This is a genomic window from Arthrobacter sp. CAN_A212 (genome assembly GCF_015752345.1).
Taxonomy (GTDB): domain Bacteria; phylum Actinomycetota; class Actinomycetes; order Actinomycetales; family Micrococcaceae; genus Arthrobacter_D.
Genome location: NZ_JADOUT010000027.1, coordinates 14,130 through 28,692, shown reverse-complemented (window position 1 = coordinate 28,692; position 14,563 = coordinate 14,130). Strand labels below are relative to the sequence as shown.

15 protein-coding genes are annotated in these 14,563 nt (G+C 63.6%); 4 read left to right on the top strand and 11 right to left on the bottom strand.

Annotated features, from left to right (window positions below; translation table 11 throughout):
* Nucleotides 1-101 precede the first annotated feature (101 nt).
* From IWX64_RS15330 to pulA, 3 genes are all read right to left on the bottom strand, one after another.
* Complete coding sequence (locus IWX64_RS15330; RefSeq protein WP_196867997.1) at nt 102-422, bottom strand: aldo/keto reductase; 321 nt, start codon at nt 420-422, stop codon at nt 102-104.
* A gap of 130 nt (nt 423-552) precedes the next feature.
* Nucleotides 553-3,267: an alpha-amylase family glycosyl hydrolase gene (locus tag IWX64_RS15325; RefSeq protein ID WP_312883985.1), complete on the bottom strand. Its 2,715-nt coding sequence runs from the start codon at nt 3,265-3,267 to the stop codon at nt 553-555.
* Nucleotides 3,268-3,396: 129 nt separating this feature from the next.
* Complete coding sequence (pulA, locus tag IWX64_RS15320; RefSeq protein WP_196867995.1) at nt 3,397-6,480, bottom strand: pullulanase-type alpha-1,6-glucosidase; 3,084 nt, start codon at nt 6,478-6,480, stop codon at nt 3,397-3,399.
* A gap of 152 nt (nt 6,481-6,632) precedes the next feature.
* Between pulA and IWX64_RS15315 the strand changes: the two genes are divergently transcribed.
* Complete coding sequence (locus tag IWX64_RS15315) at nt 6,633-7,673, top strand: LacI family DNA-binding transcriptional regulator (protein WP_196867994.1); 1,041 nt, start codon at nt 6,633-6,635, stop codon at nt 7,671-7,673.
* A 30-nt stretch (nt 7,674-7,703) separates the two neighbouring features.
* Here IWX64_RS15315 and IWX64_RS15310 read toward each other — a convergent pair whose 3' ends face one another.
* The 3 genes from IWX64_RS15310 to IWX64_RS15300 are packed head-to-tail and all read right to left on the bottom strand — an operon-like array spanning nt 7,704 to nt 8,619.
* The gene (locus IWX64_RS15310; RefSeq protein WP_196867993.1) at nt 7,704-8,039 is read right to left on the bottom strand and encodes a sigma factor-like helix-turn-helix DNA-binding protein; all 336 of its coding nucleotides are present in this window, start codon (nt 8,037-8,039) and stop codon (nt 7,704-7,706) included.
* Nucleotides 8,040-8,045: 6 nt separating this feature from the next.
* A complete protein-coding gene (locus tag IWX64_RS15305) occupies nt 8,046-8,237 on the bottom strand; it encodes a sigma-70 domain-containing protein (RefSeq protein WP_196867992.1) in 192 nt (63 codons plus the stop codon).
* Nucleotides 8,215-8,619: a sigma factor gene (locus IWX64_RS15300; protein ID WP_196867991.1), complete on the bottom strand. Its 405-nt coding sequence runs from the start codon at nt 8,617-8,619 to the stop codon at nt 8,215-8,217. The genes IWX64_RS15305 and IWX64_RS15300 overlap by 23 nt, the downstream gene beginning before the upstream one ends.
* Nucleotides 8,620-8,683: 64 nt before the next feature.
* On the opposite strand from IWX64_RS15300, the gene IWX64_RS15295 reads away from it, so the two are divergent.
* The 3 genes from IWX64_RS15295 (at nt 8,684) to IWX64_RS15285 (ending at nt 11,323) form a co-directional block, all read left to right on the top strand.
* The gene (locus tag IWX64_RS15295; RefSeq protein WP_196867990.1) at nt 8,684-8,887 is read left to right on the top strand and encodes a hypothetical protein; all 204 of its coding nucleotides are present in this window, start codon (nt 8,684-8,686) and stop codon (nt 8,885-8,887) included.
* Between the two features lie 973 nt (nt 8,888-9,860).
* Nucleotides 9,861-10,688 (top strand): hypothetical protein, encoded by an 828-nt coding sequence (locus IWX64_RS15290; RefSeq protein ID WP_196867989.1) that lies wholly within the window; start codon nt 9,861-9,863, stop codon nt 10,686-10,688.
* Between the two features lie 134 nt (nt 10,689-10,822).
* The gene (locus IWX64_RS15285; RefSeq protein WP_196867988.1) at nt 10,823-11,323 is read left to right on the top strand and encodes a DUF805 domain-containing protein; all 501 of its coding nucleotides are present in this window, start codon (nt 10,823-10,825) and stop codon (nt 11,321-11,323) included.
* A 67-nt stretch (nt 11,324-11,390) separates the two neighbouring features.
* Here the strand turns inward: IWX64_RS15285 and IWX64_RS15280 are convergent, their stop codons facing one another.
* The 5 genes from IWX64_RS15280 to IWX64_RS15260 form a co-directional block, all read right to left on the bottom strand.
* Complete coding sequence (locus tag IWX64_RS15280) at nt 11,391-11,753, bottom strand: hypothetical protein (protein WP_196867987.1); 363 nt, start codon at nt 11,751-11,753, stop codon at nt 11,391-11,393.
* A 119-nt stretch (nt 11,754-11,872) separates the two neighbouring features.
* Nucleotides 11,873-12,295, bottom strand: coding sequence for an alternative ribosome rescue aminoacyl-tRNA hydrolase ArfB (gene arfB, locus IWX64_RS15275; RefSeq protein ID WP_196867986.1), 423 nt, complete (start codon nt 12,293-12,295; stop codon nt 11,873-11,875).
* 56 nt (nt 12,296-12,351) lie between these two features.
* On the bottom strand, nt 12,352-13,119 hold the full coding sequence (locus IWX64_RS15270) for an SCO1664 family protein (protein WP_196867985.1): 768 nt from the start codon (nt 13,117-13,119) through the stop codon (nt 12,352-12,354).
* The gene (locus IWX64_RS15265; RefSeq protein WP_196867984.1) at nt 13,119-13,676 is read right to left on the bottom strand and encodes a DUF3090 domain-containing protein; all 558 of its coding nucleotides are present in this window, start codon (nt 13,674-13,676) and stop codon (nt 13,119-13,121) included. Before IWX64_RS15265 ends, IWX64_RS15270 begins: the two co-directional genes overlap by 1 nt.
* A gap of 10 nt (nt 13,677-13,686) precedes the next feature.
* Entirely contained in the window at nt 13,687-14,394 is a 708-nt protein-coding gene (locus IWX64_RS15260) for an MSMEG_4193 family putative phosphomutase (protein WP_196867983.1), read from the bottom strand.
* Nucleotides 14,395-14,563: the final 169 nt, after the last annotated feature.

Below are 14,563 nucleotides of genomic sequence, written 5' to 3'. Positions count from 1 at the left end.
TCCCCGTCACGCAATTCCAAAGCCCTCGCCAGATAAACCATGGATCAAGTCTGACAAAGATCAGACACAAAGGAACCAACGACACGCTACACTAGTTAGCCCTATCCAGCGCTCAGAAGCACTTCATGGGTGTGTATACGGTCACCAGGATGGTCGAGGACCACATTGACCTGCTGACGAATGCGAATGGTTACACGATCAGGCGCTACAAAGGGCAGCTTGCCAAGCACATCTCGACCCAGCCGTTCTTCGGACGCACCATAGCTGCGGGCGGTATCAAAGAAAGTGACGCCCAAATCAAGGGCGGTATCAAGCAGGTCCTGCGCGTCCCTCTCATCCAGGCCCGTTGTGTCGATATGGCCGGCACCGAAACCGAGAGCAGAAACGCTCAGGGGCGAGTTACCGAGCTGTCGCAGAATCATCCAAGGAGCATACAACGGGCACCTTGGGGGTCGGAGCTGGCCCGTCAGCCTATTGATGCTGTCGTTGGCCACTTACATGCCGACGGTCGGAACCCAAGGGTCCCGGCCGCGGTCATTCCAGATGGATTGGTTACTGAGTGGTGATGATGTGCGTCCGGTGGTCGTAGATGAAGGTTACCGGACCGCCAGCGTGATTGAGCACGACGTTGCTGCCGTCACGGCCGCCGCCGGCGCCGTAATTCTCAGCCCAGCTGCGGTTGAGGGCCGCCTTGTATTCGTAGGTACCGGCGGGTAGGTCGGCGACCTCAAGGAGCCAGGTCTGCGAGGCGTCGTCGAATGTCATCTGCGCCTGATCGCACGCCGGGTCCCAGTCCCCGCCGCAGCCCAGCTCGGAGTCGAGGCTGCCGGCGACGGCCACCGTGCCGGGCTGATCAATAACCGAGCCGACCGTCACGGTCCTTATGTCACTCACCGATGTCCCGAGCACGGCGCGGTACCGCACCTGGGTGCCTTCGGCGAGGTCGAGCGCCGCGAGATCGTCGACGGCGGTGTAGGTCGGCGACGAGTCATCCGTGCCGATCGCCGTCCATGCTCCTCCGGCGATGCTCCGCTCGAGGGTTACGGCGTATTCGGAGTTCTCCGGGCTCGCAGAGGCGGTCACCTCGACGTCGCCCGAGACCTGCGTACCCTCGGCCGGAAGGCCCATCGTCAGGCGCGGCTGCGGCACGGTGGCCGACGCCGCCGCCGAGGTCCGCGTGTGGCGGTTGTTGTCGAGGACCACGGCGCGGTACTCGACGGCTGATCCGGCCGGCAGGGCGCTGGTGTCGTGGTAGACGCTGTACGGCGCGTTGTCGTCCGTGCCGATGCTCGTCCACCCGGAGCCCGGGGTGCGGGCCTCAAACGTGACCTCATAAAACGAGGACCCGGCGACGTCGGCGGCCACGCGCATGCGTCCGTTGTCCTCGGCGGTGGGTGCCGGCTGCTGCAGGCTGATCGCCGGCGCAGCCTTGGAGTGCGGGACCTTTCCTGCCAGCTTGTAGACCACCGTCGACAGGGCGGGGACAGTAACAGTGAGGGTGCCGTCGGCCGCGGACTTCGTGTGCTTCGGGGCGTCACCGTAGACGAGACCGAAGTTGCGCTTGCCGGCGTAGGTGGGGATCGATGCGGTCTTCGGCTCGGTGCTATTGTTCAGCGCCACCACGTACTCGCGCTGGTCCTTGGCATCGATCCGGGAGAACGCGTAGATCCCTGGTCCTTCCGAGGCCGACCGGTGCTGGTGGGCACCGTTGCGCAGGGCGGGGTTCTTCGCGGTGACGTCGGCAAGCGTGCTGATGCTTTGGTACAGGGGGTGGGTCACGTCGAAGTTGTCCGTGGCGTGCGTTGCGTCGGTACCCAGCAGGTCGTCGTCGAGATACTCGGGGACCTGGCTGGCGAACAGCGTCTGCCGCGAATCCTGATCGCCACCGGGGCCCGTGAACCCCTGCTCGTCACCGTAGTAGATCACCGGGTTGCCGCGGGAGAAGTACATCAGTTCGTGTGCGAGGGTGTCGCGTGACACCAGCTCTCCGTCGGCCGCGCCGGGGTTGTCGCTTGCGATGAAGCTCCCGATCCGGCCCATGTCGTGGTTCCCTAGGAACGTCGGGAGGTTGTAGGCGTTGGAGTCGGCGTCGGTGTACCAGTCGTCACCGGCGAAGAAGCGTTCGAGGTCGGTCGCCGGTGCACCCTGCGAGGCATAGCCGCGGGCGGCTGCCTGGAAGGGGAAGTCGAGGACCGACTGCATGCGGTTGCGCGTGGTGAACTGCGAAGTAAAGGACTTCGTGGTGTCGAAGACCTCGCCGAACATGAAGAACTCGTCTTTGCCCTGCTCCTGCGCGAAGGAAAGCACCTCGGGGCCGAACTTTTGCCAGAACTCATCGTTGACGTGCTTCATCGTGTCGATCCGGAAGCCGTCCACGCCGAAGTCGGCGACCCACGTCTTGTAGATGTCGATCATGCCATCCACCACCACAGGGTGCTCGGTGGACAAGTCATCGAGGCCGAAGAAGTCGCCGTAGAAGGAGTCCTCGCCGGCGAAGGTCGTGTCGCCCCGATTGTGGTAGAGCGTGGGATCGTTCAGCCACTCGGGGACCTTGAGGTCTTTGTCAGCCTCCGGGACCACCGGGATGTACGGGAAAGAGGTCTCGGCGTCGAGCTCGGGGAAGGTGTCCGTGCCCGCGTAGTCGCGATCGTCGAACGCAGTGCCGTCGGCGTCGCGGTACGGCTCCTCGTCCTTGGAGATATAGGGGGCTCGCTCGCCGGCGTCGTAGCCGATGACGTCTGCGGTGTGGTTCGTGATGATGTCGAAGTAGACCTTCATCCCGCGCGCATGCGCGGCGTCGATGAGCGTCTTGAGGTCCTCGTTGGTGCCGAGGTGCGGGTCGATCTGCGTGAAGTCGGTGATCCAGTATCCGTGGTAGCCGGCCGAGTTGTCCTCGGGCTGCACGGCGCGGTTCTTGAAGCTGGGCGTGAGCCAGATGGAGGTGGTACCCATGCCCTGGATGTAGTCGAGCTCCTGGAGCAGGCCCTTGAGGTCCCCGCCGTTGTAGTAGCCCTTCCGGGTGGGGTCGAAACCGGATACCGACGGGTCGGATCCGAGCCCGCCGTCGTCGTTGGCGGTACTGCCGTTCTGGAAGCGGTCGGCCATGACGAAATAGAAGTTCTCGTCCGTGACCGCGGAGCGCAGTGAATGCTGAGCTCCGGTGGAGGAAGCGCCGGGATTCTTGGGGGCGGCGGTGGCGGGCAGGGACGTGACGGAACCGGCAACAAGGGCGGTCAGCACGACTAAGGTGGCGTAGCGGGGTTTCACAGGGTCTCCTTCGAGAGGGCGAGTTATGGCGAATGCTGCGTCGATATGCAATAGATGATCAGGTGATGATGGTCGGGCCCTCGATCCAGTCGCGGGCCCGACCATCACGTTCAGCAACTCGAGGTTGAGTTATTTCGCCTCGAAGACGGCCACCGTCCGCGCGGGGACTGTAAAGACACCGTTCGCATCAGCTGTTGCATGTCGAACCAATTTGTCGCCCCCCTCGGCTTGTACGGTGTGCAGCGCGAAACCCTTGCCTATCGCGGCAGGTACTTGCTGCGCGGTGGTTTCGTCGGAGGCGTTGAATACGACGACGATGCCCTTGCGCTCGGGATCGAAGTCCGGACCGGTGGTGTCGTCGAGGTGCATCACGATCACGCCGGGTGCCTGATCCAGGCCCGCTCCGGGGAAGGAGAGCTTCTGCTGCACAAGGTCCGCCGTGCCGAGGCTGAAGAGCGGGCTGCTCTCGCGGATGCGCAGTAGTTCCTCTGCCTGTGTGCGGGCCGCTTCGATGTCGGTGGGTGAGGGCTTGAGGGTCGGATCGGCGAGCAGTGCCTTCATGAAGCCGTACTTGTCTTCGTTGTCGGCGCGTGGAGGCAGTCCGCGTCCGAACCCGTTGTCCGCTCCCGTGTGATCCAGGAAGTTGAACCAGTCGCCGGAGTCGTAGCTGTTGCGGTCCAGTGACTTGCTTCTCAGCACCTCTCCACCTGCGTGCCAGAAGGACACACCTTGCCCCAGCGCCGTTGTCGAAAGAGCCAGCGTTTGCATACGGACCCGATCAGCCATGGGTGTGTCGATCGGCAACTTGAAGGCGAGGGCATCGAAGAGGGTCTCGTTGTCGTGTGCCTCCACGTAGGTGATCGATTCCTGTGGATCGGCGGTGTACCCCGTGGGAGAGCCGTTGTAGTCGACGTCGGCCCCGGTGACCTCATTGCCGAACCGGTCGGTAAAGGCATAGTCCTTCAGGTTGCCTGTCAGCCCAACGCGGATCTGGTCCTGTGATTGGAGCAGTCGTGCACGCTGTTCGTCCTCGGTCCCGTTTATCTCGAGGCCATTGGGGTCGGTCAGCAGCCCCGACGCAAAGCCTTGAACCCGCGGATCCTCGTCGAACGGACCTCCGCCGCGTACTGCGTCACGGAGACGGTCGTTGAAGGTTCCAATGCCGGTGCCGGCCATGTTGGCTTGCGTGGCCTGCTCGAAGCGGGCGTTGTCCGCTACCTCCCCGAAGTTCCAGCCCTCCCCGTAGAGGTAAATGGACTTGCCGTCGATCCCGTCGTGTTTGAGCGTCAGCTTGTCCAGCGCTCCGCGGACATCGAGGATGTTCTGCTTTGAGTGGTGCCCCATGAGGTCGAATCGGAATCCGTCCAGCTTGTAGGTGCGGGCGAGGGTCACGATCGAGTCGATCATTAGCTTGCCCATCATGGTGTGTTCGGTTGCCGTGTTGGGGCAGCAGGTCGAGGTTTCTACGGAGCCCGACTCAGGGTTGAGTCGGTGGTAGTAGCCCGGCACGATGCGATCGAGGTTGTTCGATGACGCTTGGCCCGCGCCTGCTGTGTGGTTGTAGACGATGTCCTGGACGACACTCAAACCGGATTCGTTGAGTGAGGCGACCATTCCGCGGAACTCTCGGATGCGGGTAGCATCCTCGGGATTCGTCGAGTAGGAGCCCTCCGGCGTCGTGTAGTGCAGCGGGTCGTAGCCCCAGTTGAAGCCGTCCTGTCCGGCGACGGCCGCAACGCACTCCTGCTGCTCTGTACTGTCCGGGGCGTAGGACGCGAGGTCGCACGCGGGTTCGGCCTGTTGGGACCTGTCCTCTTCGACGGTGCCAATGTCATTGACGGGTAGGAGGTGAACAGCTTTCAGTCCGCTGTCGGCGAGCTCGGAGAGTCGCTTCATGCCGTCGCTGTCCTGCCGTGAGAAAGCAGCGTAGGTTCCACGTTCGGCTTCGGGCACGGTGGTGTCACTGATTGAGAAATCCCGCACGTGGAGTTCGTAAACGCTCAATTGCTCGGGGCGATCGAGGACGGGCTTCGAAACCCGGTTCCAGTCAACTGGTGCGAGGGCCGGATCGGTGAGGTCGGCGAAGAGGGACCGCTCCGAGTTTGTGGACAGGCCCACACTGTAGGGGTCGGTCACCAGGTTGTGTTCCACGGCGCCGGTTTCAGGCACGAAGACCTCGACGTCGTACAGGTAGTACGCGTTCTTCCAGCCTTTCTCGCCCTTCACGCTCCAGATGCCGTCTTTGTCCTGCCGGAGCGCACGTGTGGTGATGGGTTTGCCTCCGGAGCCCTCCCGGAAGACCTGCACGGAGACGCTGCGCGCTGTCGGCGCCCAAAGATCGAGCTGCGGCTTCGCGCCTTTCCAGGTCAGTCCGAGCTCCTTACGAGCAGCGCCCGAATAGAGATCATCGAGCACACCGGGTACCTGGACACCGGTGGCGGCCAGCACGGTGCCGTCCGGCGACACTGCCGCCAGGAGCAACTGCCCCTTCAACAAGCTGCCCGCGTTCCGGGCGTCCTTCCGGCCGAGCTGAAGGGTATCGAGCGCGGCGAGGTGCGGGTACCGGGCCGCAAGACCGGCAGGCAGCGCGTCGCCGCTGCGCTCGAGTCCGAGGTAGGTTCCGCCAGTGACGACGTCGTCCTCGATGGTGAGGCCGCCGTCGGGCGCCGTGTACAGCCTGTACTGCGTGTCGGCGGGCAGATCGACGTCCCAGGCGAGGGTCTCAGCGGCGAGCCAATGGCCCGCCATCGCGGCCGTGGCCGCCTGCGGCGCGTCACTGGAGATGACGTGCGTCCGATGGTTGTAGGTGAACGTCACGGGACCTCCAGCTGTCTGCAGCGCCAAGTTGGCACCGCCCGCTGCGCCGCCGGCACCGTAATTCTCCCCCCAGGAGTCATCCAACGCCACCTTGTACTCATAGGATCCGGCGGGAACATCAAAGGTTCCCCCCCATGTATCGGGCGATCCCTCCACGGGGACAAGTCGGGTTGCTGCGCATTCGGGCTGCCAGTCTCCAGGGCAACCAAGCTCAGATTGCAGGGAACCGACGACCGCGACGGTGTTGGGAACCTCTGTGTGGTCGGCCAGTGCGGAAACCGGCATGAGGGTGGCGAGAAGCGGTGCGACCAGGATGGCGGCGGCTAGTCGAGTATGGCGCTTCAGGGAGGGCCTGCTGCCCGCCCGGGGCACGCTCGTGATGTCTTCGGGGATCATGGTAGTCCTTCCCGACCGAGCGTCTCTGCTGGATCGGACTGACGAGGAGTGGATACCCCGATCCTAAAGACGGCCACCGCTGGCCGTCAACGAAAAAACGTAATTTTCACGAAAACTTTCTGTCGGGATTTCTGGTGCACTACATTAAAGCCATGACTCCTGAGACGCATAACGTTCGGCCGCGCCTGGATGACGTCGCACGTACCGCGGGCGTCAGCGTCCCCACCGTCTCACGCGTTCTCAATGGGAAGAGCGGCGCCTCCCCGGAAACCCGGCAGGCTGTCCTCACCGCGATGGACAGCCTCGGGTACGAACGCCCCGCTCGGACGGCCGGACGCTCGAAAGGGCAGATCGGCGTCGTCGTACCAGACCTTGTGAACCCCATCTTCCCCGCCTTCGCCGGTGCCATCGCGGCACTACTGGCGCCCAATGACTACATTCCGGCCCTGTGCACCCTGCCGGGCGGCGGCATCACTGAGGATGAGTACGTTGCACTAATGCTCGACCAGGGCATTAGCGGCATCATCTTCGTGTGTGCGGCGCACTCTGACGGCCGAGCGGGAGTGGATCGCTACCGGCGGTTGCGGGGCCGTGTTCCTTTCGTGCTCGTGAACGGGGCCAGAGCGGAGATCGACGCACCGTCTATCTCGAACGACGACGCTACGGCGATCCGAACCGCCGTCCGGCACCTCGCGACGCAAGGGCACCAACGCGTCGGTTTCGCCACCGGGTCCGACCGTTTCATCCCGAGTCGCCGCAAGATGGAGGGGTTTCGCTCCGGGCTCGCCGATTTCCTCGGCGAGAACGCGGATTTACACGTCGCGACCAGCATGTTCACCATCGAGGGCGGACAAAGCGCGGCGAACGAACTCATCGACAGCGGCCATACGGGCATCGTGTGCGCCTCGGACATCATGGCCCTCGGCGCTATGCGTGCGGCGCAGACGCGCGGGCTTCGCGTACCCGAGGACATCTCGGTGGTCGGATTCGACGACTCCCCGCTCATGGCCTTCACCAACCCACCACTGACCACTCTGCGGCAGAATATCGCCGCGATGGCGGAGGCCGCCGTCCATGCGCTGGTTACGGAACTGGCCGGTGACCGGGTCACACGCACAGACATCCTGTTCCAGGCTGATCTCGTAGTGCGCGGCTCCACAGGCGCAGGGCCGGCCGTCCGGGGGAGCTCCTAGACCCAGCCGGCGCCCCGGTCGAACCGGACGCTACTGCTTCGCAGCGACCGACTCCGCCATGAACTCCGCAATCAGGCGCAGTTCGGCGATCGCTTTCACCTCCAGATGACGGATGCGTTCCCGGGTGACTCCGAGGACGGCACCGCATTCTTCCAGGGTGTGCGGGTCCTGTCCGGCAAATCCGTAGCGCATGGCCGGGATGTGAGCGGAGCGTTCAGGGAGTGTTCCAAGTGCCCTACCGACTGTGTCCTGCAAGTCCACGTAGAACGCTGATGCGTCAGCACCTTGGTCGGAGGGGTCGAACAACGCCTCGTACAGCGGCTGGTAGTCATAGGGGCCGTCGGGGATGTTAATATTCAGCGACATGACCACCTAGGCGTGGCGGTGAACGTTGCCGACCTCGTCCTCGGTGAGCTTCGTTGCCGCAGCGATTTCGGCGATCTCCGGCACCCGGTCCAGGATTCGTCCCAGTTGGGCACTGATGCTCATGACCTTGTTGATCTGGTCCACGAAACAGACCGGAATCCGGATGGTGCGGGCCTTATCGGCCAGGCTGCGTGTCAAAGCTTGGCGGATCCACCAGGTGGCGTAGGTCGAAAATTTGAAGTCTTCGCGTAGTCGAACTCTGCACGGCCCGCCACAACCCGGTGTTGCCTTCCTGAATGTGGTCCAGGAAATCCATGCCCCGCTTGCGGTACTTCCGGGCGATCGAGACGACCAGGCGCAGGTTCGACAGGACGAAGCGTTCCCGCGCAGCTGTCCCAAGACGGGCGATCGTTTCGAGCTCCATGATGGTCCTGTGGCTGCGCTCAGCCCCGTCGCTGAGGAGGTGCTCGCGGGCCTCGCTCCCCGGTTCATCCTCAACGGTAGAGGGGTCCGTCACGGTCTCTGCGGCCTGGTGCTCGGCGGTACCGGTGGTGAAGGCGATAGTGCTCAGTGCACTCAAGAAGAAACGCTAACTGGTCCGGACCTACCTGGACCGGATCCAGCGGGACTCCAAAGTCATCGAAATGGACGCGCTGCGGGTCCGCTACATGGAGGACTACCGGAACGCCGACGGCTGGGAAGAACACCGAAAGGGCCTGTGCCTGAACGGTGTCAGCGTTTTCGTCACTCTCATCATCGGCACCCGTCAGCTTCACCCGTTGAACGAGGCAATCACCGAGCTGGTCCACTGCGGGCTGTCCTGGACGGGCAGACCGTCCCCCAGATGATGACCACCGCGAACAGGTCTGAGGCGGACCTGGACCTGATCGAGGAGGAAGGCATCGGCAGGCTCGTCCTGAAAAGCACCCGGGATTAGCGCGGTGGCTGCCTAAACCCGAGTGCCGCTGAGGGCTGCTTCGCGAGATGCTGGCGCTCGGAGGGGCTTTGTGAAGAAGACGGCAGTAAGGGATGCGGTGGGTAGCAACAGAGCCCAGTAAATTCCCGCCACGGGGGCCTCCGCTGGGGACACCCCCAGGAGGATGCTGACCGCGGCCACGGGGCCAACGGCACCACCGAAGGCTGCTGCCAAAATGCGAAACCTTGGGGCTTTGGCAGCTGCCAGGGCATGCAATCCGACGGCAGGACCTGCCGCTGAAGCTGCCACGACCAATCCCATGAAGAAGCCGAACACTGGTGCCCAGCTAAGGATCGCGGCCCACCACGGAGTCGGACTGAGCCCTCCCGCTACGGCAGACACGAACATAATCGCAGCGCCCAAGATTCCACCTGCGAAGACCATCCTAAAAAATGCTCCGGCCAGGGGTGTCGTGTTCTCCCTCATCCTCTGACCCTACGTGCCCAACCGCTGCGGTGATAGGCCCTGATGAGACTCCTGGCAAAACGAGCCGGCTGCTCGCCTGCCCCGACCGCCGCACACCAGCAATCGATTATTCACCGCTCGAGCCGGCCGGAGATCGAGGCTGTCCGCGGCAACTACGACCTGCCGATCGAACGCGAGTTGTACTTCAAACGCGGCACCCGGGCGCTGATGCTCGCGCGCACGGGCCGTTGGACCCTGTTGAGCACAACCTGCCGGCAGCACAATGAGCCGGTGACCTCTGGCGATGGCACCGCCCGGAAGCCTCCACCGCAGATACCAACCGGCGCCGTCGTCACGGGGCATACAGCCGCTGGCAGAGTCGGTTCACTCACGTACCCGGGAGTATTCATCCAGCACCCTCCTCCGTTGGAAAGGGCACCATGCTCACTCATCTCCCCCTTCACCGGTCTCTCTGGGCGATCATCAGCGTTCTGACACTGGTAGCCGCGATGGCTGGGCTGTGGCGCCCCATCATCTATGCCGGAATCGTCAGCGAAGAACTCATCCCCGGGGCCTTTTCCCAGGATTTACTTTCCGTGGTCGCGGCACTGGGCCTCCTGTACTTAGCAGTCACAGCCCAGGGCGACCGGGTGAAACACCAGATCGTGGCTCTGGGGCTGCTGGGGTACCTGTTCTATGCGTACGGCACCTACGTCATCGAGCGCGCCTACAACGGCCTGTACCTCGTGTACATGGCAATTTTCACCCTGGCCCTGTGGTCGCTGGTATGCGCCGGAGCTCACCTTCGCCGCGGCCTTCCCCAGTTTGCCCTACCGGGACCGGTTCGGCTCCTATCGGCCTCGGGCGCCATCCTGCAACCTCTCCTTTTCTATCCCCTCTGGATAGCGATGCTTTTGCCCCTGATGCGCTCCGGAGAACAGATCGACTCCCTCTACTCGATCTTCATCATGCCCGCCTTTCTGATCCTCGCCGTCCTGACCTACAGGTCGCACCAAAACGGGTTGCTGCTGTTGCCGGCTATCCACGTCTTGGGCTTCACCCTGATCTTCTCCCTAGCCGTGGGCGAGCTCGTCAAGCCACTGTTCAATGCCACACCAAACCCGGCCGCATTCTGGCCAGCCCTCGGGCTTTCACTGCTTTTCCTGATCCTGGGCACGCTGCACCTCACCACCATGCGCATCAGCGAGGTGGGAGCGATGCCCGTGAACGACGGCAGTGGCACGGCCAAAACGCAAACACTTGCCTGAAATGCACGCACCGCGCACTGGTTCCACCGCCCTCACGGGTTGTCCTGCCGCCGACCCTCGAATCGAGCAACCTTCCTGGTCAAAGGTCCCGTACGGTGGATTAACCAAACGTCACAGCACTCCTTGGGGGAACAATGAGCTATTCGCCGTATCCGACAGCCGGCTTGCAGTCCGATCACACTGAACCGCCCCTCTGGGCACCCTACTATGGGGCGTCTTTCAAGGTCGCAGTGCAGCGATTCTTCAAGAAATACGCGATGTTCTCCGGCCGCGCGAGCCGCAGCGAATACTGGTGGTGGGCCCTGGTTGCAACCCTGGTCGGAAGCCTCCTGAACGTGCTGACGAACGCGGGCGGCGGAATTTCCCCATCCAACGGTGAAATGACGGCCGCGCCTGCGGTCATTACCGGCTACCTCCTGATCGCTATCTGGGGCCTGGCCACCATCATCCCGTCCATCGCGCTGACCATTCGCCGGCTACACGACGTGAACCTCAGTGGCTGGTTCCTGCTTCTGGGTCTCATCCCTGCCCTGGGCGCCTTAGCACTGTTCGTCATGATGCTCCTGCCGCCCAACCCGGCTGGCCAGCGTTTCGACCGTCCCGACGACGACGTGGATCGGCCTACCGGCTACTGAGCGCTACCGTCACTCCCTGGATACCGAAGGCGACTGATCACGCTGGCCCAGGGGTTCACGGGTGAAGCTAGCGCAGCTGCAGATCGGCAGGCTGCGACACGGATGCGGTCACTCCCCCGTCGATAATGCTCAGCGTGTCTGCCTCGGTCGGTGCAGTGTTCAGGGCCTCTTCTGCATGAACGGACAGCAGGGCTACCGACGCAGCCGCCAAGGACCAGTCCGGCCACATCGCTGAACGGCTCTCCTCGTCAATGGCTATTCGCTCGTGGATCGCTGCGATGCCTTGATCGAATACCAGAGTACGACCGGTGGGTTGGGTCAGTTTTACCAGTGCGTCCGGGCCGTGACCGTCGAAGCTGACTGTCCCTAAATGGCTCAGGCCGGTCTTGAGCATTGCCCGGAACCAGCCGTCCTCGTATTCAGCTGCCATGAGGTCCTCCTTGCCGAAGATGGGTAGTCAATTCTAGGTCGACAGAGCCATTGGCAGTCTGGGAAACTGATCAACATTTGGTGACGATCCCCAGCGCAGCTCCCCTTTGACCGCACGGGCTACTCGGCTGAGGGTCGCTGCCGGTTCCGTTTCGTCGTCGAACGCTGCTGCTTGGCGGCGAGGTGCCGCCGGACGGAGCCTCGAGTGGGTTTGGTGGCGCGACGCCGGCGCGGACCGGCAGCCAATCCCCTGCTCACCAGGCCGGCAAGCTTGCGCAGAGCTGTTTCACGGTTCCGGAGCTGGGAACGGTGTTCGGAGGCCGCAATGGTGACCGATCCGGCGACGATCCGATCACCGAGTCGGGTCAGCAGCAACTCCCGTTGCTCGTCCGAAATCGCGGTCGATCCGGCGACGTTCCAGGACAGTTCCACGCGGGTGTCCGACGTGTTGACGTGTTGCCCGCCAGGTCCGGACGACCTGGAGAAACGCCAGTTCAGCTCACGCTCAGGAATGGTGAGCCCGGGCGAGACTTCTAGATCCATTCCATCAGCGTGACACAGGGTGCAAAGCCCCGGAAAACCGATCCGGGATCACCCCGCTAGAACAGTGGCCAGGGCACCGCCGACATTTCCCCGCCCGGTGCAGGGAATCGCCCATTGTTGCGCAACCGGCTGCAGCGCGCGATCAGAGCCTCGATCTCTTCGTCGGTGAGCAGGACCGAAAGCTCAGTCCCCAGCTCACCGCCGAGGCCTGCGCTGACCCGGTCAATGCCGTCGAGTTCGTCGTCGGTCAGCTCAGCTCCCAGCCATCCCCACAGCACCGTACGGAGCTTGTTGTCGCTATGGAAGGTGAGCCCGTGATCCACACCGTGGCGGCGTCCATCGGGCATCGCGAGAATATGGTCGCCCTTGCGGTCCGCGTTATTGACGACGACGTCGAACACCCCCATCCGCCGCAGAGCTGGCGAGTCTTCATGGATGAGGCTGACGATCCGATCGTTCTCGTCCCGTCCGCTCAGGACACTTTTCCAGCCGATCTCGGGCACCTCGTCGGCGGACACCAGATCCACGGCGGCCTGGGCTGGGTCCTGTTCCTGCCACAGCTGCACCATCCCCTCACCCATCGGACCGTCACGCAGCCACGTGTGGGGCACCACGTCCCATCCCATGACCTGCGATACCAGATAGGCGGCGACCTCCCGGTGGGCGAGTGTCCCGCTGGGAAAATCCCACAGCGGATGCTCCCCCGCGATGGGCTTGTAGACCACTGCGGCCTCGCCGATACTGCCGAGGAAGGTGGCGTTTGACGCCGTCGTGATGCGACCGGTGAGTGTCAGCTCGGCGGTCGCGAGGTCGGGTGCCCGCATCAGCCCTCGGGAGTAGCGCAGGTATGTCCGCCGGGGTCGATCGGGTAACCGCACAGCGGACAGGTCGGCCGCCCGGCACCCACCACTTCACGCGTGCGCTTGGCGAAAGCGCGGGCTGTCCCTACCGGCATTCGCACGAGGAGCATCTCGGCTACTTCGACCTCGGCCTCAGCGTCGGCGAGCGATTCGTCGTCGTCAGCGTCGAGTTCCGTGATCGGGTACGCCTCAATGACCACCTGCACCGTCGAGGGGTCCCACCCCAGGCTCATGGCGCCAGTGCGGAACTGTTCCTCGACCGGCTCCAACTGGTCATTGTCGACCAATTCGATGGGGGTGCTCGCGGGAATGCTGAAAGGATTCCCCTCGAGCGTACCGAGCTGGTCCAGGATCTCGTCGATCTTCTCCGCCAGCTGGGCCGACTGCTGTTTCTCCAGCGCAATACTCACGATCTGTGACCCCGCGCGTACCTGTAGATAGAAGGTTCGCTCCCCCGGAAGGCCAATGGTGCCAACGACGACGCGATCGGGCCAAGTAAACTCGTGAACTTTTGTGGGCATGGTAGTTATTTTATGCGATGGGAGCCGTTGGTGCCTGATGTCCCGCTCCGCCGCCCACCGGCGCATCGACCGCAGGTGGGCTGCTCGACAACCACGACAGGTCCCCTCCGTCAGTATTGGTGGCGATGACGCTCGGTCGGCTCTCGCCGTACCTAACGATCGACACGGAAGCGGGGTTCACATTGATGCGCTGAAACAGGTCCAGATGGACGCCGAGCGCGTCGGCGAGGATCGATTTGATGATGTCACCGTGACTCACCGCCACCCAGATGGCGTTGGGCCCATGCTCGGCTTCGAAGGCTGCGTCGAGGCGACGAATTGCGGCCACCGCCCGGGCCTGCATCGCTGCCATGGATTCGCCCCCGGGAAAGGTGGCTGCTGACGGTTGGGACTGCACCACCGACCACAGCTGCTCGGCCGCGAGCTCGCTGAGGGTGCGGCCCTGCCACTGCCCGTAGTCGCACTCGGTGAGGTCGACGGCGGTTGGCGTCGCCGGAGAGCCGCTCTGACGGGCCAGGATGAACTCCGCGGTCTGCTGGCAGCGTTCCAGGGGGCTGGACACCACCGCTACCACCGGTACTACCGCGAGCCGTTCGCCGGTGAGCGCCGCCTGGTCGCGTCCCACCTGGTCGAGGCTGACGCCTGCCGTCCGTCCGGCCAGTAGTCCGGACGCATTCGCTGTCGTGCGGCCGTGTCGCACGAGAATCACTGTTGCCATCCACCCAGCCTAGCCATCCGCACTCAGTCAGGTGAACAAGTAACCGCAGGGACAGGACCCGAGGCATGGGCGGCCGTCAACATCGCGGCTGTCCTCAGCCTCAGAGCTTGATGTCTGAGCCTCAGAGCTCGAGGTGTGGCCAAACTCACGGGCTGGCCTTTAGGTCACG

Bases quoted from the DNA above. Each gene is read 5' to 3' on its own strand.
- IWX64_RS15295 (WP_196867990.1), top strand. From the start codon at position 8,684: ATGGACGCGCTGCGGGTCCGCTACATGGAGGACTACCGGAACGCCGAC.
- arfB (WP_196867986.1), bottom strand. From the start codon at position 12,295: ATGGATCTAGAAGTCTCGCCCGGGCTCACCATTCCTGAGCGTGAGCTG.
- IWX64_RS15270 (WP_196867985.1), bottom strand. From the start codon at position 13,119: ATGCGGGCACCCGACCTCGCGACCGCCGAGCTGACACTCACCGGTCGC.
- IWX64_RS15290 (WP_196867989.1), top strand. From the start codon at position 9,861: ATGCTCACTCATCTCCCCCTTCACCGGTCTCTCTGGGCGATCATCAGC.
- IWX64_RS15265 (WP_196867984.1), bottom strand. From the start codon at position 13,676: ATGCCCACAAAAGTTCACGAGTTTACTTGGCCCGATCGCGTCGTCGTT.
- IWX64_RS15330 (WP_196867997.1), bottom strand. From the start codon at position 422: ATGATTCTGCGACAGCTCGGTAACTCGCCCCTGAGCGTTTCTGCTCTC.
- IWX64_RS15315 (WP_196867994.1), top strand. From the start codon at position 6,633: ATGACTCCTGAGACGCATAACGTTCGGCCGCGCCTGGATGACGTCGCA.
- pulA (WP_196867995.1), bottom strand. From the start codon at position 6,480: ATGATCCCCGAAGACATCACGAGCGTGCCCCGGGCGGGCAGCAGGCCC.
- IWX64_RS15310 (WP_196867993.1), bottom strand. From the start codon at position 8,039: ATGTCGCTGAATATTAACATCCCCGACGGCCCCTATGACTACCAGCCG.
- IWX64_RS15280 (WP_196867987.1), bottom strand. From the start codon at position 11,753: ATGGCAGCTGAATACGAGGACGGCTGGTTCCGGGCAATGCTCAAGACC.
- IWX64_RS15260 (WP_196867983.1), bottom strand. From the start codon at position 14,394: ATGGCAACAGTGATTCTCGTGCGACACGGCCGCACGACAGCGAATGCG.
- IWX64_RS15285 (WP_196867988.1), top strand. From the start codon at position 10,823: ATGAGCTATTCGCCGTATCCGACAGCCGGCTTGCAGTCCGATCACACT.